Source organism: Caulobacter sp. GW821-FHT11E10 (assembly GCF_058808375.1).
In genome coordinates, this window is the sequence record NZ_JBXARP010000004.1 from 41,247 (window position 1) to 61,886 (window position 20,640).

General features: G+C 67.9%; 20 protein-coding genes. 12 read left to right on the plus strand and 8 right to left on the minus strand.

The features are described from left to right. Positions 1-53: 53 nt before the first annotated feature. Positions 54-1,235 (minus strand): M48 family metallopeptidase, encoded by a 1,182-nt coding sequence (locus AC1RRV_RS09060; RefSeq protein WP_492859287.1) that lies wholly within the window; start codon positions 1,233-1,235, stop codon positions 54-56. Positions 1,236-1,402: 167 nt separating this feature from the next. Here AC1RRV_RS09060 and tcyJ point away from each other — a divergent pair, with 167 nt between their 5' ends. The 5 genes from tcyJ to recG all read left to right on the plus strand — a co-directional run bounded on the left by tcyJ (position 1,403) and on the right by recG (position 6,099). Further along, entirely contained in the window at positions 1,403-2,188 is a 786-nt protein-coding gene (gene tcyJ / locus AC1RRV_RS09065) for a cystine ABC transporter substrate-binding protein (RefSeq protein ID WP_492859288.1), read from the plus strand. 3 nt (positions 2,189-2,191) lie between these two features. Then, positions 2,192-2,851, plus strand: coding sequence for a cystine ABC transporter permease (gene tcyL, locus AC1RRV_RS09070; protein ID WP_492859289.1), 660 nt, complete (start codon positions 2,192-2,194; stop codon positions 2,849-2,851). Then, a complete protein-coding gene (locus AC1RRV_RS09075) occupies positions 2,848-3,588 on the plus strand; it encodes an amino acid ABC transporter ATP-binding protein (RefSeq protein ID WP_492859290.1) in 741 nt (246 codons plus the stop codon). The genes tcyL and AC1RRV_RS09075 overlap by 4 nt, the downstream gene beginning before the upstream one ends. Before the next feature lie 81 nt (positions 3,589-3,669). Continuing rightward, a complete protein-coding gene (locus AC1RRV_RS09080) occupies positions 3,670-3,972 on the plus strand; it encodes a hypothetical protein (protein WP_492859291.1) in 303 nt (100 codons plus the stop codon). A 42-nt stretch (positions 3,973-4,014) separates the two neighbouring features. After that, positions 4,015-6,099: an ATP-dependent DNA helicase RecG gene (gene recG / locus AC1RRV_RS09085; RefSeq protein WP_492859292.1), complete on the plus strand. Its 2,085-nt coding sequence runs from the start codon at positions 4,015-4,017 to the stop codon at positions 6,097-6,099. 10 nt (positions 6,100-6,109) lie between these two features. Here the strand turns inward: recG and AC1RRV_RS09090 are convergent, their stop codons facing one another. Continuing rightward, complete coding sequence (locus AC1RRV_RS09090; RefSeq protein ID WP_492859293.1) at positions 6,110-7,054, minus strand: DUF808 domain-containing protein; 945 nt, start codon at positions 7,052-7,054, stop codon at positions 6,110-6,112. A gap of 107 nt (positions 7,055-7,161) precedes the next feature. On the opposite strand from AC1RRV_RS09090, the gene AC1RRV_RS09095 reads away from it, so the two are divergent. Both AC1RRV_RS09095 and AC1RRV_RS09100 read left to right on the plus strand, forming a co-directional pair. Further along, positions 7,162-8,127, plus strand: a complete 966-nt coding sequence (locus AC1RRV_RS09095) for a phosphotransferase family protein (RefSeq protein WP_492859294.1) — start codon at positions 7,162-7,164, stop codon at positions 8,125-8,127. Next, positions 8,124-8,504 carry a DUF6285 domain-containing protein gene (locus tag AC1RRV_RS09100; RefSeq protein WP_492859295.1) on the plus strand — a complete coding sequence of 127 codons (381 nt, stop codon included), beginning with the start codon at positions 8,124-8,126 and terminating at the stop codon, positions 8,502-8,504. Before AC1RRV_RS09095 ends, AC1RRV_RS09100 begins: the two co-directional genes overlap by 4 nt. On the opposite strand, the gene AC1RRV_RS09105 is transcribed toward AC1RRV_RS09100, so the two are convergent. The 5 genes from AC1RRV_RS09105 to kdsA form a co-directional block, all read right to left on the minus strand. Beyond that, entirely contained in the window at positions 8,478-9,620 is a 1,143-nt protein-coding gene (locus AC1RRV_RS09105; protein WP_492859296.1) for a DUF3089 domain-containing protein, read from the minus strand. The two genes, AC1RRV_RS09100 and AC1RRV_RS09105, sit on opposite strands and share 27 nt — an antisense overlap. Positions 9,621-9,665: 45 nt before the next feature. Continuing rightward, entirely contained in the window at positions 9,666-10,868 is a 1,203-nt protein-coding gene (locus AC1RRV_RS09110) for an acetyl-CoA acetyltransferase (RefSeq protein ID WP_492859297.1), read from the minus strand. A gap of 10 nt (positions 10,869-10,878) precedes the next feature. Further along, on the minus strand, positions 10,879-12,345 hold the full coding sequence (locus AC1RRV_RS09115) for an OB-fold domain-containing protein (RefSeq protein ID WP_492859299.1): 1,467 nt from the start codon (positions 12,343-12,345) through the stop codon (positions 10,879-10,881). A gap of 86 nt (positions 12,346-12,431) precedes the next feature. Then, on the minus strand, positions 12,432-13,433 hold the full coding sequence (gene rfaD, locus AC1RRV_RS09120; protein ID WP_492859300.1) for an ADP-glyceromanno-heptose 6-epimerase: 1,002 nt from the start codon (positions 13,431-13,433) through the stop codon (positions 12,432-12,434). Position 13,434: 1 nt separating this feature from the next. Continuing rightward, a complete protein-coding gene (gene kdsA / locus AC1RRV_RS09125; RefSeq protein ID WP_492859301.1) occupies positions 13,435-14,301 on the minus strand; it encodes a 3-deoxy-8-phosphooctulonate synthase in 867 nt (288 codons plus the stop codon). 58 nt (positions 14,302-14,359) lie between these two features. Between kdsA and AC1RRV_RS09130 the strand changes: the two genes are divergently transcribed. The 5 genes from AC1RRV_RS09130 (at position 14,360) to sseA (ending at position 19,485) form a co-directional block, all read left to right on the plus strand. Beyond that, positions 14,360-15,799 (plus strand): cryptochrome/photolyase family protein, encoded by a 1,440-nt coding sequence (locus tag AC1RRV_RS09130; RefSeq protein WP_492859302.1) that lies wholly within the window; start codon positions 14,360-14,362, stop codon positions 15,797-15,799. 41 nt (positions 15,800-15,840) lie between these two features. Next, positions 15,841-17,082: a class I SAM-dependent methyltransferase gene (locus AC1RRV_RS09135; protein WP_492859303.1), complete on the plus strand. Its 1,242-nt coding sequence runs from the start codon at positions 15,841-15,843 to the stop codon at positions 17,080-17,082. Between the two features lie 37 nt (positions 17,083-17,119). Further along, complete coding sequence (locus AC1RRV_RS09140) at positions 17,120-17,431, plus strand: hypothetical protein (RefSeq protein WP_492859304.1); 312 nt, start codon at positions 17,120-17,122, stop codon at positions 17,429-17,431. Between the two features lie 121 nt (positions 17,432-17,552). Continuing rightward, the gene (locus AC1RRV_RS09145; protein WP_492859305.1) at positions 17,553-18,551 is read left to right on the plus strand and encodes a cysteine synthase A; all 999 of its coding nucleotides are present in this window, start codon (positions 17,553-17,555) and stop codon (positions 18,549-18,551) included. A 76-nt stretch (positions 18,552-18,627) separates the two neighbouring features. After that, entirely contained in the window at positions 18,628-19,485 is an 858-nt protein-coding gene (gene sseA / locus AC1RRV_RS09150; protein WP_492859306.1) for a 3-mercaptopyruvate sulfurtransferase, read from the plus strand. Here the strand turns inward: sseA and AC1RRV_RS09155 are convergent. Continuing rightward, complete coding sequence (locus AC1RRV_RS09155; RefSeq protein WP_492859307.1) at positions 19,482-20,579, minus strand: amino acid ABC transporter substrate-binding protein; 1,098 nt, start codon at positions 20,577-20,579, stop codon at positions 19,482-19,484. The two genes, sseA and AC1RRV_RS09155, sit on opposite strands and share 4 nt — an antisense overlap. Between the last annotated feature and the right edge of the window lie 61 nt (positions 20,580-20,640).

The window sequence follows — 20,640 nt, forward strand, 5'->3', positions numbered from 1 at the left end:
GCAGACCAGCAAGTCAAAGCCCCGCGTCCAAAGACGCGGGGCTTTTTCGTAGGTCAAGACTTCGGATGCGTCGCCTTCCAGTCCATCGCCCGGCGGACGCGGACGCCCACGGCCGGGTGGTCGTAGAACAGCACCTCTTCCAGCTTGGACGGCGTCGCGGCGCGGTACTCGATGGTCTTGACCAGCGCCTTGGCCAGGCCGTCCGGTTCGTTGAAATGGACCAGGCTGTAGCGGTCGGCGTCGCTCTCGACCTCGCGGATCAGGGTGTTGGTGATCGGACCGCCCAGCAGCCCCAGCACCGCCAGGATCACGCCGAGAACCGGCAGGCCGGCGGGATCGGCGATCCCGGTGACGCCCTTGGCGTTCAACGCCGCGGCGAACCAGGGGAAGGTCCGATCGACGATGAAGAAAGCCCCGACGGCCAGCACGGCGAAGATGCCGGTGATCCACAGTGAATGCTGATGGGCGTAGTGCCCCATCTCGTGGCCGACCACGCCGCGCACCTCGGCGATGTCCGCGCCCTTCTTGAACATGGTGTCGCTCATCGCCACCCGGGCCGAGCCGCCCAAGCCCGAGACGTTGGCGGTATAGGCGTTGGACTGCTTGGAGCCGTCGTAGACGAAGATCTTGTCGTGCGGGATCCCGACCGAGGTGGCCATGGCCACGACCTCGTCGCGGACAGGGCCGGCCGGCGCGGGCGTGTACTTGTTGAACAGCGGCTCGATATAGATCGGTGCGATCAGCATGCCGAAGATGATGAAGCCGGCCGTCAGCCCGCCGGCCCACAGCCACCACAGCCGCCGCGCCTTGCGGATCAACAGGTAGAGCAGCGCCAGGAACAGCCCGGTGAACACGATCGAGATCGCGGTCCCCATCAGGTTCTCCTTCAGCCAACCGCCGAAGGCCTGGCTGGTCAGGCCGTACTGCTTTTCGCGCCACCAGTTCGAATAGACCGACCAGGGCAGCTCCAGCAGCCAGCTGAAGGCGACATAGACGGAGGCGACGACCAGGCTGGCCAGGAACGGCCGCCCCTTCTTGCGCTCCACACCCTGCTGAACCTTGGTCAAGACCCCGGTGCGGATGATGATCCAGGCGGCCAGCAGGGTGACCAGGAAACCCCACAGCAGCACCCAGTGGCCGCCCTGGGTGTAGTGTTGCGCCTTGACGTGCGCTTCCGGCGGAAGCTGCGCCAGATAGGCGGCGGTCGCGGCCGCCGGATCGAATGATTGAGCCATATCCCTCTCCCCAGAGATGAACTGGGAAGGACACCGTGAGTCCGCGAACGGCGTCAGCTTAAATCGCGGTCACGATCCGCCTACGGCGAACACGGTCATGTTCGGGCTGGCGAACGGCGCGCGCCCGTATAGAAAAGGCGAGATTGTTTCGCCTAAAGGTCTGTCCGATGCGATTCCCTGCCCGCCGCGCCGTTCTTTCCGGTCTCGGCCTTGCCCTGCTCGCCGCCTGCGGCCAGAAGCCCGCGGCCGGCGCCAGCGCCTGGGAGCGGATCAAGGCGTCCGGCAAGCTGCGTATCGGCCTGGAAGGCACCTACCCGCCCTTCAACTTCCAGGACAAGGACGGCCAGCTGGCCGGTTTCGAGATCGACTTCGGCAAGGCCCTGGCCGCGCAGTTGGGCCTCAAGGCCGAGTTCAGCCCGGCGCCGTTCGCCGGCCTGCTGGGCTCGCTGGAATCAGGCCGCGTCGATGTCGTGATCAACCAGATCACCATCACCCCCGACCGCCAGGCCAAGTACGATTTCTCCGAGCCCTATACCGTCTCGGGCATCCAGATCATCACGCTCAAGGACAAGACGGGCATCACCAAGCCCGAGCACCTGGCCGGCAAGAAGGTCGGTGTGGGCCTTGGCACCAACTACGAGCAGTGGATCCGCGCCAACGTCCCCGGCGCCGACGTGCGCACCTATGACGATGATCCGACCAAGTACCAGGACCTGCGCGCCGGCCGTACCGACGCGGTGCTGAACGACCGCCTGGTCGCCGCCGACTTCGTCAAGACCTCGCCGGAATTCGTCGCCTCGGGCCCGCCGTTCGCGGCCCAGGGCGCGGGCGTGGCGATGAGGAAGGACCCCGGCCTCAAGATCGTGATCGACCAGGCCATCGACGCCCTGCGCAAGAGTGGCGACTTGACGTCGATCTCGCAGCAGTGGTTCGGCATGGACGTGACTCGCTAGGCCATGGACACCGGTCTCGACCTGCTGATCCAGTCAGCGCCGCTGCTGCTGAAAGGCGCCGGCTATACTGTCCTGCTGAGCGTCATCGGCATGGGCATCGGCGTCGTGCTGGGCTTTGGCCTGGCCCTGATGCGCCTGTCGCGGACGCCGCTGCTGCGCTGGCCGGCGGCGGTCTATGTCTCGGCCTTCCGGGGCACGCCGCTGTTGGTGCAGCTTTTCCTGATCTATTACGGTCTGCCGCAGTTCGGGATCGAGATGCCGCCGCTGCTGGCCGCCGGGATCGGCTTCTCGCTGAACGTCGCGGCCTATAGCTGCGAGATCCTGCGCAGCGCCATCGACGCCATCGACAAGGGCCAGTGGGAAGCCGCCAGCGTGCTGGGCATGAGCCGGGGCCAGGCCCTGCGCCGGGTGATCCTGCCCCAGGCCGCGCGAACGGCCCTGGCGCCGCTGTCGAACAGCTTCATCGGCCTGGTGAAGGACACCTCGCTGGCCGCCACGATCCAGGTGCCTGAGCTGTTCCGCCAGGCCCAGCTGATCACCGCGCGCACCTACGAGATCTTCACGATGTATCTGGCCGCGGCGGCCATCTACTGGATCCTTTCGACCGTACTCGCCGCGTTCCAGAGCCGCCTCGAACGCCGCGCCGCGGAGGGCCGCCGATGAGCGCGATCGACGCCAAGGGCCTGAAGAAGAGCTTCGGCGACACCCCCGTGCTGGCCGGGGTCGACCTGACCGTCTCGCCGGGCGAGGTGGTCGCCATCATCGGTCCCAGCGGCTCGGGCAAGAGCACCCTGCTCCGCTGCCTGGCGGGCCTGGAGCTGCTCAACGACGGCGACCTGACCATCGCGGGCGTGGCGAATGGCGGCAAGGTTCCGCTGGCCAAGCGACTGAACGGCCGGGTCGGCTTCGTCTTCCAAAGCTTCAACCTCTTCCCGCACCGCACGGCGCTGGAGAACGTGGCCGAGGGCCCGATCGTCGTCCGCAAGGCCGATCCGGCCCAGGCCCGCGCCAAGGGTCTGGCCCTGCTGGAAAAGGTCGGGCTGGGCGAGCGCGCCGACGCCTATCCCGCCGCGCTCTCCGGCGGCCAGCAGCAGCGCTGCGCCATCGCCCGGGCGCTGGCCATGGACCCCGAGGTCATCCTGTTCGACGAACCGACCTCGGCGCTCGACCCCGAACTGGTCGGCGAAGTCCTGGCCGTGATCCGCGATCTGGCGGTCGAAAAACGCACCATGGTCATCGTCACGCACCAGATGGATTTCGCGCGAGATGTAGCTGATCGCACGATTTTCATGGACGGCGGCGTGATCGTAGAGCAAGGACCGTCCCGCCAGCTTCTCGCCTCGCCGCGCGAGGAGCGGACCCGTCGGTTCCTCGCCAGGTCAGGTGTCCTCCAGCCATAGTTTTGGCAGCCATAATTTGGCCCACGGGACGCTTCACGACCTGAGCGCCTTACGCCGGGTGTTTTTTATGGCGAGGACAGCGTGAAGCCTTACATCGAACTCAAGGGCGCCTCGGGCGCCGTCTATCGCTATAAGCTGGCCGAGAATGGTGATCCCAACACCACGATCGCCGGCAACTACGTGTACGTCGACGCCAAGGGCGCCGTCGTCTACGCGGGCGAGGCCAACAATCTGATCGACTCCAAGACGCGCTGGTCCGAGGCCTATGCGCGCCATGGCGCGACGTGGCTGTACACACGCCTGAACGTCTCCGGCGCTTCGCGGGCCGATGAGTATTCCGACATCGTGATCGCGCTGCAGCCGGTCATGAATCAGGCCGACTAAGCTAGTGCGCCCCGGGCGCGGACGCGGCTAAGGTCCCGTCAGATGCGCCCGGAGATTCTCTTTCCCCTGTTCACCTCGGTGTCCACGCTGAAAGGCGTGGGCCCGCGCGTCGCGCCGCTGGTCGAAAAGCTGGCGGGCCCGATCGTGCGGGACGTGCTGTTCACAACGCCGACCGGCCTGATCCGCCGCAGCGTGACCACGGTCGCCCAGGCGGTCGAGAATCAGGTCCAGACCTTCCTCGTCACGATCGACGCCCACCAGCCGCCGCATCGCCTTGGGCAGCCGTGGAAGATCCGCGCCTGGGACGGGACGGGCTTTCTCACCCTGATCTGGTTCAAGGGCCACGGCCCGCACCTGGAACGCCAGCACCCCAAGGGCGAGCGTCGCGCCGTCAGCGGCAAGGTCGAGCGAGCCGACGGCTTCGCTTCCGAACTGCAGATCGCCCACCCGGACTACATCGTCGCCGAGCAACGGGCTGCGGATATCCCCGAGGTCGAGACCGTCTACCCAGCGACCGCCGGCCTGCCGTCCCGCACCTTCCGCAAGTTCGCCCTCGAGGCTCTGGACCGCACGCCGGAACTGCCCGAATGGCAGGACGCCGCCTGGCGTGAGCGCGAGAAGTTTCCCGGCTGGCGGGAGGCTTTGGCGGCCGCCCACGGGCCCGCCAGCGAGACCGATCTCTCACCGCTGTCCCGCTCCCGTCGCCGCCTGGCCTATGACGAGTTGCTGGCCCACCAACTGGCCCTGGCCCAGCGCAAGGCCGCGCGGCGCACGACACCTGGCCCGCGCATTCCCGCCAGCCCCTTGTCCGACGCCGCCGAGAGGGCCCTGCCGTTCAAGCTGACCGGCGCCCAGATCCGCTCGCTGTCCGAGATTCGCGGCGATCTTGCTTCCGGTGAACGGATGAGCCGCTTGCTGCAGGGCGATGTCGGTTCGGGCAAGACGGTGGTCGCCATGCTGGCCATGGCCGATGTCGCCGGCGCCGGCCTGCAATCGGCCCTGATGGCCCCGACCGAGATCCTGGCTCGCCAGCACTACGAGACCATCGCCGCGCCGCTGAAGGCCCTGGGCCTGTCGGCGGTCCTGCTGACCGGCCGCGACAAGGGCGCGGGTCGTTCCGCCAAACTCCTGGGCCTGGCGGATGGAACCCATCATGTCGCCGTCGGCACCCACGCGCTGTTCCAGGACGACGTGGTCTTCCACTCCTTGGCCCTGACCATCATCGACGAACAGCATCGCTTCGGCGTCAACGAGCGCCGCCGCTTGCAGGACAAGGGTGAAGGCGTCCACCTGCTGGCCATGTCGGCCACGCCGATCCCCCGCACCTTGGAGCTGACCGTCTTCGGCGACCTCGACGTCTCGCGCATCGACGAGAAGCCGCCGGGCCGCACACCGGTCGCCACACGCGCCGCGCCGACGCCGCGCGTACCCGAGATCGTCGAGCGCCTGCGCGGCGCGATCGCCGGCGGCGCCCAGGCTTTCTGGATCTGCCCACTGGTCTCGGAGTCGGACAAGGTCGAACTGCGCGCCGCCGAGGATCGCGCCGCCGACCTGCGCAGTCAGCTGGGCCCGTCGGTCGGCCTCGTCCACGGCCAGATGCCGGTCGCCGAGAAGGACGCGGTGATGCAGCGCTTCGTCGACGGCGAGGTCAGCGTGCTGGTCGCCACCACGGTGGTCGAGGTGGGCGTGAACGTCCCCAACGCCAGCATCATGGTCATCGAACACGCCGACCGCTTCGGCCTGGCCCAGCTGCACCAGCTGCGCGGTCGCGTCGGCCGAGGCACGCGTGAGAGCTCATGCGTGCTGCTCTATGATCCGCCGCTGTCGGAGGTGGCCCAGCAGCGCCTCGACATCCTGCGGCGCAGCGACGACGGCTTCGAGATCGCCGAGAAGGACCTGGAACTGCGCGGGGGCGGCGATCCGCTCGGTCTCAAGCAGAGCGGCTTCCCAGCCTATCGCCTGGCGGATCCTGTGGCGCATCGCGACCTGATCGCCGTGGCCGCCGACGACGCCCGCCTGATCCTGGCGCGCGACCCGGAGCTGACCTCACCGCGCGGCCAGGCCCTGCGGATGCTGCAGGAACTGTTCGACTGGAAACCCGCCTCGCCGTTGCACGACGCGGGCTAGAGCCGGGGCGCTAGTGCGCCGCCGCGCCCTTGCGGTGATGCCAGAGGTGCATGACCCCGGCCAGGACGCCGCCGACCGCCAGGCCGACGACGGCCGAGCCCAGGGCGAAGGCCAGCCAGCCGGTGAAACCGCCAATGCCGGGGGCTTGCGCCGCCCAGTGCTTGAAGCCCTCGACCCAATGCGGGATCGGCGTCAGGTGGAAGTGCTCCAGGCCATGAACGATGATGCCGCCGCCGACCCACAGCATAGCCGCCGTGCCGATCACCGTCAGGCCTTCCATGGTGTAGGGCATGGCCTTGACCAGGCCCCGGCCGAAACCGGCGACGCTCTTCGACTTGCGTTGGGCCAGGTGCAGACCGATGTCGTCCATCTTCACGATCAGGGCCACGACGCCGTAGACGCCGATGGTCAGCAGCACGCCGACCAGGGCCAGGGCGCCGGCCTGGATGGCCAGGGGCTTGCCGGCCACGTCGGCCAGGGCGATGGCCATGATCTCGGCCGACAGGATGAAGTCGGTGCGGATGGCGCCGTTGACCTTTTCCTTCTCCAGTTCGGGACCGCTGAGCGCCAGTTCCTCGATCGCCTCGCCCTCGGCCTGCGGCGTGAAGGCCTCCAGGACCTTCTCGGTCGCCTCGAAGGCCAGATAGGCGCCGCCCAGCATCAGCAGCGGCGTCACGGCCCAGGGCGCGAAGGCGCTGAGCAACAGCGCGCCGGGCAACAGGAACAGAAGTTTGTTGCGCAGCGACCCCAACGCGATCTTCCAGACGATCGGCAGCTCGCGGTCGGGCGTGAAGCCCATGGCGTAGCCGGGCGTCACGGCGGCGTCGTCGACCACCACGCCCACGGCCTTGGTCCCGGCCTTGCCGGCGGCGGCGCTGACATCGTCCAGCGAGGCGGCGGCGATCTTGGTGATGCCAGCGACGTCATCGAGCAGCGCGGCGAGACCGGAGGGCATGGGCGATCCTGAACAGCAGTTGAGCTTCGTTGCGTAAGGCGCTGCGGGCGCGCCGTAAAGACGCCAGGCTATTGCGTGACGCTGGGTGAAGGCGGGAAGCTTGGGTCATGGACGTCGCCGTCGCCCTCGACCAGCTCGCTCCGCGCCTGTCGCCGACCGCGACCGGAGCGTCCAATGCCCACCGCCTGTCGGGCGGGGCCAGCCTGGAAACCTGGGCGTTCGATCTCGACGACGGGACGCCGCTGATCCTGCGCCGACGCCCCGACGGCGCGGCGATGCGCGACACCGCCCTGCCCCTGGCGTCCGAAGCCGCCCTCATCCGCGCGGCCGGCGCCGCCGGCGCGCCGGCGCCCAGCGTCGTCCATGTCTGCGATCCCGGCGACGGCCTCGGCGAGGCCTATGTCATGCGCCGGTTGGAGGGCGAGACCCTGGGCCGCCGCATCGTCCGCGACGAGGCCTTCGCCGGTGTCCGGCCTACACTGGCGCGGCGCTGCGGCGAGGTGCTGGCCCGCATCCAGGCGGTTCCGACCGAAGACCTGCCGCCCCTGGCGACCTCTGACGCGCGCGGCGAACTGGCCCGCTACGAGGCCATCTATCGCCAGATGGACGCCCGGAGGCCGATCCTGGAGGCGGCCTTTCGCTGGCTGGAGCGCATCGCCCCGCCGCCGCCCGAGCGACCGGTGCTGGTGCACGGCGATTTCCGCAATGGCAATTTGATGATCCACCCCGAGCAGGGTCTGGTCGGCGTCCTCGACTGGGAGTTGGCCCATCTGGGCGATCCGGCCGAGGACCTGGGCTGGATCTGCGTCAATTCCTGGCGCTTCGGCGAATGGCGCAAGCCGGTGGGCGGCTTCGGCGACTATGGCGACCTGCTGGCCGGCTACGACGGCGCCGTGACCCTGGATCACCTGCGGTTCTGGCAGGCCCTGGGGTCGCTGAAGTGGGGCGTCATGTGCCTGATGATGTACCAGAGCTTCGCTTCGGGCGCGGATCGCTCGATCGAGCGCGCCATGATCGGCCGGCGGACCAGCGAAACCGAGATCGATCTCGTCGCCCTGATGGAGGGCGCATGATCAGCCATCCGACCGCCGCCGAACTCGCCGAAGCGATCGCTGTCTTCGACGCGGAGGCCCCGGCCCCCGGCGATGCGCGCCACGCCTTCCTCGCCCGGGTCGCCGACAACGCCCGCGCGACCCTGGCCCGCGAGGCCGAGCGGGGTGCGCGTTTGGAGGTCGAAGCCACCGAACGACTGGCTGCGTTGCTGAGCGAGCCCGGCGACTACGCCGCGCTCAACGCTCACCTTTGCGAGGCCCTGAGGGACGGAAAAATGGACCCGCTCGAGCCTGCCCTGCTGGCCCATCTGCGGGCCACCGCCATCGGCCAGATCGCGATCGACCAGCCGACCTATGGCGGCTTGGCCGCCCTACTGAGCGACGCCCCCCACGGCTAGCGGTCGGCCGGTCAGGACCGCGGCCCGCGCCAGGGCGTCCGCCTCCAGGTCGACATAGAACAGGTTGTAGCCGTCGACCTTGCGCCGATCGGCCCAAGATCCCGTGTCACGCAGCGCGCTCGACTTCGGCTTGCTGGTGCGCAGGATCCCGTCCTCGCACCGGGCCGCGACCTGGCGCTGCAGGAAGGCCGGCCTCGCGCCCCACTCCAGCCCGGTGGCGTTGGCCGCGCCCAGGTTCAGCCGCGCCGGCGCCCGCTCCAGCGAGACGCCGCCCAGCAGCGGGTTGAAGCACAGCGGCGCGCGGTGTTCGAGATTGACCAGCTGGTCGGCGCCATCCCAGACCAGGGATCGGCCCATGACCGTCTGGACGCCCTGGAAATCGCCCTCCTGCACCGCGATCCAGGCGGCCACGCAACCGGTCTCGCCCTTGCGTTCACAGGCCGGCGTCGGTGAATCGGGCGCGTACTCGTCGGCCGGCACGGCGGTCTCGATCAGATAGGCCGCGACCAAGCGATGCTTCAGCTCCGGCCGGGTGGCGATCTCTTCGCGCAGCAGGCGCGCGGCCAGGGAGCCGCCCTGCTCGACCCCGACGATGACGAACGGTCGATCATGGTTGTAGCGGACCAGGAAGGCGGCGAAGGCCTGTTTGACGTCGCCGTAAGCGAACCGCCGCGCCTCGCGCGCGTCGTCCCGCAGGGTCAGGTAGGTGTAGAGGCTGGCCTGGCGGTAGCGTGGCGCGAACACTCGTCCGACTCGATCGAACGGTCCGGCGTAGTTGGGGATCACCACCCGCGACAGGAACCGCATGGCCTTGGGCTGGTCGATGCCGCCGTTCCAGTCGCGACCGCCGTCGAAGGTGGTCGGATGGACGAAGAAGACGTCGACCGGCAGGTCGGCCGGCGCCGCGCCGTCCGGGTCCCGGGGGAGCAGCGCCCAGGACTCCCGCTTGCCGTAGTCGGGCGCGGGCGGTGGGCGATAGGTCAGGAACGGGACCTTGGGATCCAGGGCGTTGCTGAGGATGTCGTAGCGCCAGATGAAGGCCGCGCTCAGGAACAGCGCCAGGAACAGCGCCGCCCCCGCGAAGATCCAGCGCTTGAAGCCTTTGAACCGACCCATGCGACCTTGGGTACACCAAGGCTTCGCGCCCTTTAAGCCCCTTTTCTAAGCCCCTTCCTGGCCGATGATCGCGACCGAGCAGACATTGCTGGCCGGCGCGCCACCCAGATTGTGGGTCATGCCGAAGACGGGATTGGACAGCTGCCGCTCCCCGGCCCGTCCCTGCAGTTGCAGGTACATCTCGTAGAGCATCCGCAGGCCCGAGGCCCCGATCGGGTGGCCGAAGCATTTGAGGCCGCCGTCGATCTGGCACGGCACCCCGCCGTCGGCGTCGTAGAAGCCGTCCAGCACGTCGCGCCAGCCCTGGCCCTCGGGCGAGATGAATAGGTCCTCCATCGTCACCAGTTCGGTGATCGAGAAGCAGTCGTGCACCTCCATCATCGAGATCTGCTCGCGCGGACGCTCGATGCCGGCCTCCTTGTAGGCCTTGCCGGCGGCGATGCGGGCCGTGTGGAAGTGGCTGCCGTCCCAGCCGTTGTACTGGCTCTCGTAGCCGTTCGAGACCGACAGCTGCAGGGCCTTGACGGTGACCAGGTGGTGCTTTCCCAGGCCGCGGGCGATCTCGGGCGTGGTGACGATGGCCGCCGCCGCGCCGTCCGAGACCCCACAACAGTCGAACAAGCCCAGGGGCTCGGCGATCATCGGAGCGTTCAGGGCCTGCTCGGCGGTGATCGGCTTGCGCAGATGGGCCTTGGGGTTCTTGGCGCCGTTGGCGTGGCTCTTGACCGAGACATGGGCGATGGCGCGCTTGAGGTCGTCCTTCGACACCCCGTGCTTGGCGCGATAGGCGCTGGCCAGTTGGGCGAAGTTGCCGGGGGCCGAGCCATTGGGCATGACCTGCGGATTGAGCGTGCCGGGATTGCCGACCGGCAAGCCGCCATAGCCGGTGTCCTTCAGTTTCTCGACCCCGACCGCCAGGGCGATGTCGGCCGCGCCGGCGGCGACGGCATAGACAGCGCCCCGGAAGGCTTCCGAGCCGGAGGCGCAGAAGTTCTCCACCCGGGTGACGGCGATGTTGGGCAGGCGCAGGGCGACCGACAGCGGCGTGCCGCCCTTGCCCGTGCCGATCTCGTCGATGTGGGTCGAGAACCAGGCCGCGTCCAGCTGGGTGGGCTCGATACCGGCGTCCTGCATGGCTTCCAGATAGGCCTCGACCATCAGGTCGTCGGGACCGGCGTCCCAGCGCTCTCCGAACTTCGAACAGCCCATTCCGAGGATGGCGACCTTGTCGCGGATACCCTGTGGCATGGCGGTCTCCCTATTCGGCGGCTTGAGTGGTTTGGGCGGGGATCGCCGCGCGGTCCGGCGTGGCCTTCCAGAAATAGCGAGTGAAGCCGCGCTTCTCGTCGATCTCCTTGATGCGGAACACCATCCGCACCGGCAGGCCGGTCTCGACATCGCCTGGCGCGACGTCGGTGATGTCCATCATGATCCGCCCGCCGCCCTCGAACACGATCATGCCGTAGTGGTTGGGCGGGCTCATCGAGAAGGTCAGGTAGTCGGCCGAGTAGCTGAGCACCGAGGCCTTCCGCTCGGCGAAGCGGTACGGCTCCTGGGTGTCGACGGCCGGATTGTTCGGCGCGACCGAGATGCGGGTGCGGGGAAACTGGACGACACCGGTCTCGCGACAGCGGCCGCCGACCAGGCCCAGGATCATGTCCTCGTTGCGATAGAGGGTGGTCAGGGCCGTCTTGTTGTCCTTCTCGGCCCGCATGCCCTTGTCCCAGTCGACGAGGCCATTGAAGGTCAGGAACTTCAGATAGTTGGTCTCTTCCTGGCGGTCGGCCAGCGCGCCGGCGACACCGCGTGCGGGGCGCTGGCCTTGGCCGGTGGCGCGGAACACCAAGGCCTCGGCGCCTTGGCCGAACTGGGCGACCAGAATGACCTCGCCGGCCTTCGCCTGTTCCAGCGCATGCGCGAGCATGATCGGACCATGAGCGCAGCCGGCCTCGCCCATGACGCCGGCCAGGTTGTCGCGAACGGCTTCCGGCTTGAACCCGACCGTCTTGGCCAGGGTCGCGGCCATGCCGGCGAAGGTCGAGGGAAAGCAGAAATGGTCGACCTGATCAGGCGTCAGGCCGGCGACTTCAAGCGCCTTCCGGATCGCCGGCGGGACCAGCTTGACGATGCCCTCGTCCCGGATCCAGCGCTCCTCCCAGTAGTAGTCGAAACCTCCGTCGTCGCCTCGGAAGTGGTCGACGAAGTCGGACGTCACCGAGCCCCGCCCGAGCAGTTCCGCTGCGCCCGGAGCGTCGGTGACGACAAAGGCGGCCGCGCCGTCGCCGAAGTCCAGTTCCTGGGCCGAGACCGCCCGCGCCTTGCGGTGCTCGCCGACGGCCACGAGGGCCGTTCCGCCGCTCGCCAGCGCCTGGCCCAGCGCCGTCAGGCCGCAGCGCTGTGAGCCGGTCACATCGCTCGCCGTGATCGACTTTTCGAGGGTGAGCGCCGCCGAGACGATGCCCGCGTTCAGGCGGTCGGCGAACGGCGCGGTGGTCGAGGCGAAATAGAGGCTGTCGATGTGAGATCGATCGTCGTCGGGCCCCAGGGCGTCGCGGGCCGCCTCGACCGCCATGGTCAGGGCGTCCTCGTCCCAGTTGGCCATCGCGCGTTCGCCCTTGCCCTTGGCCTTCAGGTTCGGGGCGACCCAGGCATTCGCCTCGGTCACCGCCTTGCGGCTCAAGCGAAGACGCGGCGCATAGGCGCCCCAGGCGGCGATGCCGGCCATGACCAACTCCCTGACGTCGAGGGTCTCGCCTCGATCTCGGAGGTCAGCCTACGCTCGCGGCCGCGACCGGCAACCGTGCCCTTGGGTCAGCGGAAAGGGTCTTCGGTGTTGAGATAGCCGGCCACGTAGTCGGCCACGCCGTCCTCCAGCGTGGTCATCGGGGCGTTATAGCCCGCCGCCCGCAGCCGGCTCATGTCGGCCTGGGTGTAGTACTGGTACTTGCCGCGCAGCACCTCGGGCATATCGATATAGGTGATGTCCGGCTCGCGGCCGGCGGCCTCGAAGGTCGCCCGCGCCAGGTCTCGGAACGAGCGCGCGTGGCCCGAGCCCAGGTTGAAGATCCCGTTCACCGCCGAGCTCTTGGCGAGCCAGGCGACCACGTCGACCACGTCCCGGACGTAGACGAAGTCGCGCAGCTGGCCGCCGTCCTCGTAGTCCGGGTGATGCGACTTGAAGAGCTTCACGCCCTCGCCGGCGGCGATGCGCGGCCAGATCTGGGCCACGACCGACTTCATGCCGGCCTTGTGGTCCTCGTTGGGGCCGTAGACGTTGAAGAACTTCAGACCCGCCCACTGGGCAGGGGCGCGGCCACGATGGGCCTCGCGCACGGCGTAGATGTCGAACAGGGCCTTGGACCAGCCGTAGGCGTTCAGAGGCCGCAGGGTCTTCAGCGCGTCCAGATCGTCCTTGCCCTCGAAGCCCAGGGTCCCGTCGCCATAGGTCGCCGCCGACGAGGCGTAGATCAGGCGCTTGCCGTGTTCCGCGCACCAGTCCCAGAGGTCGCGCGACAGCACGAAGTTGGACTGTACGATCTTGTCGGCGTCCGGCTCGGTGGTCGAGGAGACCGCGCCCATGTGGACGATCAGCTCGACGTCCTTACCCTTGCGGGCCAGCCAGTCGGTCAGCTGCTCCGGCGCCACGAAATCGGCGATCGGATGCTTGGCGATGTTGCGCCACTTGCCGCTGGCCGCGTCACGCAGGCGGTCGCAGACGACCACGTCCAAAGACGGATCCTCGCAGAGACGGGCGACGATGTTGGAGCCGATGAAGCCCGCGCCGCCGGTGACCAGAATGATGCGCCGGGTCATGTCAGGCTGCTCGCTTGGTCAGGGCGTCGTATTCGAGCAGGTTCGCGACCAGGGCCTCGAACTGGCTCATCGGCACCATGTTGGGGCCGTCCGACGGGGCGTTGTCGGGATCCGGGTGGGTCTCGATGAAGACGCAGGCGACGCCCACGGCCACGGCCGCGCGGGCCAGGGTCGGCACGAACTGGCGCTGGCCGCCCGACGAGGTTCCCTGCCCGCCCGGCTGCTGAACGCTATGGGTGGCGTCGAAGACGACCGGGCAGCCGATCTCCCGCATGATCGGCAAGGAGCGCATGTCGCTGACCAGGGTGTTGTAGCCGAACGAGGCGCCACGCTCGCAGGCCATGACGTTGGGATTGCCCGCGCCGGTGACCTTGGCGATGACGTTCTTCATGTCCCAGGGGGCCAGGAACTGGCCCTTCTTGATGTTGATCGCGCGCCCCGTCTCCGCGGCCGCGACAAGCAGGTCTGTCTGGCGACACAGGAAGGCCGGGATCTGGATGACGTCGACGGCCTCGGCCACCGGTGCACAGTGGTGGATCTCATGGACGTCGGTCAGGGTCGGCAGGCCGGTGACCTCGCGGATTTCCTGGAAGATCGGCAGGCTGTCCTTCAGGCCGATACCGCGCTGGGCGCTGGCCGAGGTGCGGTTGGCCTTGTCGTAGGAGGTCTTGTAGATCAGGCCGACGCCCAGCCGTTGCGCCATCTCCTTCAGCGCATGGGCCGTTTCCAGCGCGTGCTGGCGGCTTTCCATCTGGCAGGGGCCGGCGATGATCGAGAGCTTCTCGCCATTGCCGACGCGGACAGGCGAGCCCGTCGGAGTCTTGATCTCGACGACGGCGTTGGGGACGACGGCTTGCGGGTGATCCAAGGAAGCGGTTCCAGCGTATGGGTATTCAAGGCGCCCAAGAGGTGACCGCTCGGGCAAGGTGAGGCAAGTGCGTAAGCAGACGGATCAGGGACCCATCATCGTCTGGTTCCGCAACGACCTGCGCATAGCCGACAATCCCGCCCTGCGCCATGCCGAGGCCAGCGGCCGGCCTGTGATCTTGCTCTACATCCTCGATGAGACGCCGGGCGTCCGACCAATGGGCGCGGCCTCTCTGTGGTGGTTGGATAAATCTCTGAAAAGCCTAGCGCAGAGCCTTGAGAAGCTTGGCAATCCCCTGGTCCTGCGCAAGGGCGTGGCCGCTGAAGTGCTGAACGATGTCATCGGCCATACCGGCGCGACCCGCGTGCTATGGAACCGGCTCTATGACGCGGCCAGCATCCAACGCGACACCGAGATCAAGACGCGCCTGAAAGAGGCCGGCGTCGATTGCCAGAGCTTCAACGCCGGCCTGCTGAACGAACCCTGGACCGTGAAGAACGGCGCTGGCCAGCCCTACAAGGTCTTCACCCCCTACTGGCGCGCCGCCCGCGAACACCTAGTCCAGGTCGCTGTAGATCACGCGCCGAAGTCACTGAAATCCCTTGATCAACTCCCTCACACCGAAAGCCTTTCCGACTGGGCCCTGCACCCGACCATGCCCGACTGGTCCAGCGGCTTCGCGCTCTGGACGCCAGGCGAGGCCGGAGCGCTGGAGCGGCTGGACACCTTCTTGACCGGTCCCGTCGACGGCTATGGCGAAAAGCGTGACGTCCCGGGCGTCGAGGCGACCTCGCGCCTGTCGCCCCACCTGCACTTCGGGGAAATTGGCCCGCGCCAGGTCTGGCTGGCCGCCCGTAACGCCGCCGAGCACGGCGACGCGCCCGCCGGCGAGGTCGAGAAGTTCCTCTCCGAAATCGGCTGGCGCGAGTTCAACCATTCGATCCTGTTCCACTGGCCCGAACTGCCGACCAAGAACTTCAGGCCGGAGTTCGACGGCTTTCCGTGGGCGAAGGACAGCGCCGCCTTCGAGGCCTGGACCAGGGGCGAGACCGGCTATCCGATCGTCGACGCCGGCATGCGCGAGCTGTGGGCGACCGGCTTCATGCACAACCGCGTGCGGATGATCGTGGCCTCGTTCCTGATCAAGCACCTGCTGGTCGACTGGCGCGAGGGCGAGGCCTGGTTCTGGGACACCCTGGTCGACGCCGACCTCGCCAACAATGTCGGCAACTGGCAATGGACCGCCGGCAGCGGCGCCGACGCCTCGCCCTATTTCCGGATCTTCAATCCCATCGCCCAGGGCGAGAAGTTCGATCCGCGCGGCGTCTATGTCCGGCGCTGGGTTCCGGAGCTAGCCGACGTCCCCGACGAAATTGTCCACAAGCCGTGGACGCGGGCCTTGCATCTTCCCGCGGAAGCCAAACGTCTCTATGGCCGACCCATCGTGGATCACGCCGAGGCGCGGGCGCGCGCCCTGGAGGCCTATCGCGGCCTCTAGCCAAGCGGGCTTTACGAGCCGGTCGTTAACGGCGTTAATAATTGCATCACCGGATACGAGGCCCTGCCTTGGATACTGTGCTCTGGAACGATCCCGACCTGAAGGCAGCCCCAGCCGCCTTCCGCGCCGCCCTCCGCGTGGCGGACAGCCACTGGAAGACCGGCTCGGTCACCTGGATCCTGCCCACCGGCAAGGCTCTGACCATCAAAGGCGCCGAGCCCGGCCCCGAGGCCACCGTCAGGATCAACGACTACAACTTCATCCGCCGCGCCTTCACCTCGGGCGTCATCGGTTTCGCCGAGGGCTTCATGGCCGGCGAGTGGGAGACCCCCGACCTGTCGGTGGTGCTCGAGGCGTTCTCGCTCAACTACGAAAGGCTGACGCCGCTGCTGTCGGGCAATCCGCTCATGCGGACGGTCAACGGCCTCTATCACCTGCTCCACCGCAACAGCCGCGAGGGCTCGCGCAAGAACATCCATGCCCACTACGACCTGGGCAACGCCTTCTACGCGCGCTGGCTGGATCCCAGCATGACCTACTCATCGGCCCTCTATGAGCGGCCGAACCAACCTCTGCCCGAGGCCCAGCACGCCAAATACGCGGCCCTGGCCAAGTCCATCGACCTGGCGCCGGACAAGCACGTGCTGGAGATCGGCTGCGGCTGGGGCGGCTTCGCCGAGTTCGCCGCCAAGGAGGTCGGGGCCAGGGTCACGGGCATCACCATCTCGCAAGCCCAGTACGATTTCGCCCGCAAGCGCCTGTTCGAGCAGGGCCTTTCCGAGAAAGCCGATATTCGGCTGATCGACTATCGCGACGTCGAGGGACAGTACGACGCCGTCGCCTCCATCGAGATGTTCGAGGCGGTCGGCGAGGCCTATTGGCCGGCCTATTTCAGCAAGATCCGCGACGTGCTCACGCCCGGCGGTCGCGCCGGCCTGCAGATCATCACCATCCGCGACGAGCTGTTCAGCCGCTATCGCGGTCATACCGACTTCATCCAGCGCTACATCTTCCCGGGCGGCATGCTGCCCAGCGAGGCGCGGCTGAAGCAGGAGGTCGATCGCGCGGGTCTGGAGTGGAGCGATCTCAAACGCTTCGGCCAGAACTACGCCGACACCCTGGCCGAGTGGGCGCGACGGTTCGAGGCGGCGTGGGGCGACATCAAGGACCTGGGCTTCGACGAGCGCTTCCGCCGGCTATGGCGTTTCTATCTCAGCTATTGCGAGGCGGGCTTCCGCACCGAGCGCACCAACGTGATCCAGCTGGCGCTCGGCAGGACCTAGCCAAAGGCCTTCGCGTCGCGATGTCCGATGTGCGTACATGCGGCAAGGCACGACGGAGATCGGCGCGATGAACCTCTACACCATGGTCCTGGACTTCCACGGCGGGACCTATATCAGCCAGTTCGACGCGGCGACGGCGGTGGACGCGGTCACCGCCTGGTGCAGCGAACTTCAGGAAGAACAGCTACTTGGCGAGGTTTCCTCCGACGTCGCCGAGGGGATCATGATCGACGCGGTCGAGAACCGCCTGGTCGAGGTCGAGGGCCTCCACGGCGCCTGGTGCGCGGCCACGGCGGTGGCGGGAAACCTGGCCCTGCTGAACGTCATCATCACCCAGCGGGTCGACTGATCGCAGCCGGACCTTCTGGATCGCTGATCCCGACGCGACGGTCTTTAGGAAAACTGGCCTTGCTTGTCGGGCGCGCATCACGATCTACGATGCCCAAACCCCGCCCGGCCGGACCGAGACTATGACCGTGAAGACCAGCGTCCTGGACGCTATCGGAAACACCCCGCTGATCCGCCTCAAGCGCGCCAGCGAGGCCACCGGCTGCGAGATCCTGGGCAAGGCGGAGTTCATGAACCCCGGCCAGTCGGTCAAGGACCGCGCCGCCCTGGGCATCATCCGCGACGCCGAGGCCAAGGGCCTGCTGAAGCCCGGCGGCCGCATTGTCGAGGGTACCGCCGGCAACACCGGCATCGGCCTGGCCATGGTCGCCTCGGCTCTCGGCTACAAGACGACGATCGTCATCCCGCGCACCCAGAGCCAGGAGAAGAAGGACGCCATCCGTCTGCTCGGCGCGGAGCTCGTCGAGGTAGACGCCGTCCCCTATTCCAACCCCGACAACTACGTCCGCTATTCGGGTCGACTGGCCGAGGAACTCGCCAGGACCGAGCCCAACGGCGCGATCTGGGCCAATCAGTTCGACAACACCGCCAACCGCGACGCTCACTACCGCACCACCGGTCCGGAAATCTTCGAGCAGACCGATGGCAAGGTCGACGGCTTCATCTGCGCGGTCGGCTCGGGCGGCACCCTGGCCGGCGTCGCCGCGGCCCTGCGGGAACGCAAGCCGTCGGTGAAGATCGGCCTGGCCGACCCCTACGGCGCGGCGCTCTACAGCTGGTACAAGGACGCCGAGCTGAAGTCGGAAGGAACCTCGATCAGCGAGGGCATCGGCCAGGGCCGGGTCACCGCCAATCTCACGGACCTGGTCGTCGACCATCCGTTCCGTGTCACCGACGAGGAGATGCTCGAGGTGATCTATGACCTCGTCCAGGACGAAGGCCTGTGCATGGGCGGCTCGACCGGCATCAATGTCGCCGGCGCGATCAAGCTGGCCAAGACTCTGGGACCCGGCCACACCATCGTGACCATCCTGTGCGACCATGGCTCGCGCTACCAGTCCAAGCTCTTCAATCCCGAGTTCCTCAAGGAAAAGGGCCTGCCGACGCCGCCCTGGATGTAGCTTGCGATCCGGCGTTCCGGGCGCGATGTTGCCGGCCTCCGAACCGGGGCGAGTCAGACCCCTGAAAGGCGCAGCCATGAGCATTCCGTCTGATCCGCTGGTCTCCACCGCCTGGCTGGCCGAGCACCTAGACGCCCCGGACGTGCGCGTCGTCGACGCCTCGTGGCACATGCCCGCCGCCCAGCGCGATCCGGGCAAGGAATTCCTGGCCGCCCACATCCCCGGCGCGGTGTTCTTCGACATCGACGACATTTCCGACGAGACCTCGGACCTGCCGCACATGATCCCCGCCGCGACCAAGTTCGCCGCTCGGGTCAAGAAGCTGGGCCTGGGCGATGGCTCGCGGATCGTCGTCTACGACAGCACCGGCATCCTGCCGGCCGCCCGCGCCTGGTGGCACTTTCGCGCCATGGGCCACGAAGACGTCGTGGTGCTGGACGGCGGCCTGCCCAAGTGGATCGCCGAGGGCCGCCCGATCGAGGACGGTCCGGCCTCGCCGCAGGAGCGCCATTTCACGCCGCGCTGGCAGGCCGACATCTACCGCTCGCTGGAGCAGATGCGCGAGATCGTCGAGACCGGTCGCGAGCAGATCATCGACGCCCGCGCCGCCGGCCGCTTCGAGGGACGCGATCCCGAGCCCCGCGCCGGTCTGCGCGGCGGCCACATGCCCGGCGCCCGCAACATCCCGCTCTCGGCCATGATCGCGCCGGACGGCACGCTGCTGTCGGCCGACAAGCTGAAAGCCGTGTTCGAGGCCGCTGGCGTCGATATCGAGCGGCCGATCGCCTCGACCTGCGGCTCCGGCATCACCGCCTCGGTGGTCGCCCTTGCCTTGGCGCGGATGGGCAAGCCTCGCTCGGCGGTCTACGACGGCTCGTGGACGGAATGGGGCGGTCTGAACGACACGCCGGTAGCGACGGGACCGGCCGCCTAACGCATTGGCGGCGCGTACAGCAGTCCAGGCTTGGGCGCATTCCACAAGGCGTTCAGGCCGCGATCCAGCTTCAGCGCCGAACCGCCCCCGATTTCGTGGTCGAAGATCTCGCCATAGTTTCCGCTGGCGGTGATCGCGCGATAGGCCCAGTCGGCGTCCAGGCCCAGCATGGCGCCGTAACCGCCCTCGCCCAGCAACCGCCGCGCCTCCGGATCGGCGCCGGTCTTCATGGCCTTGGCGTTGGCCTTGGTGACCCCGTGCTCCTCGGCCAGGATCAGGGCGTGGAGCGTCCAGCGGACGATGTCGGTCCAAGCGGGATCGTCCTGGCGCACCAACGGGCCCAGCGGCTCCTTGGAGATGGCGTCGGGCAGGATCACATGGTCGCCCGGCGTGTTCATCACCGACCGCGCCGCGGCCAGGGCCGAGATGTCGGCCGTCAAGGCGTCGCACTTCTCGGCCTGGTAGGCGGACCGGGCCTGGTCCTCGCTGTCGAACACCACGGCTGTGTAGGCGATGCCGCGCGACCTGAAGAAATCGTCCAGGTTCTGGGCCGAGGTGGCGTTGCTCTGGACACAAACCTTGGCGGTGTTCAGCTCGACCGCGCTGGTCAGGTTCAGGCCACGACGAACCAGGAAGCCTTGGCCGTCGAAATACGAGATCGCCGCCATGTCCAACTGGTCGCCGGCGTCGCGCGAGAAGGTCCAGGAGGTGTTGCGCCACAGAACGTCGACCTTGCCCGTGCGCAGGGTCTTGATCCGCTCCTCATTGCCCAGGGGAACCAGGCGGACCTTGTCGGCGTCGCCCAGCACCGCGGCGGCCATGGCCCGGCAAAAGGCGACGTTGAAGCCGCGCCAGCGCCCGCCATTGTCCTGGAAGGCGAAGCCCGGGAGGTTCGGGTTCACACCGCAACGCAGCTCGCCGCGCGCCTTGACGGTCTTCAGCGTCGGACTGGATGCGGCAGGCTTTATCGGCAGCAGCGCCACGGTCTCGGCCGGCTTGGGCTGGACTTCAGACGCGCGTTGCTCGCACCCGGCCAAACCCACCATCAAGGGGGCCAGCACCGCCAGAACCGTCACGCCAAATCGCACCGACACCCGATCGCTCCTTGAACCGTTTGGCCGCCACGCTCTAAACCACAACCGTTACGCCGCGTCG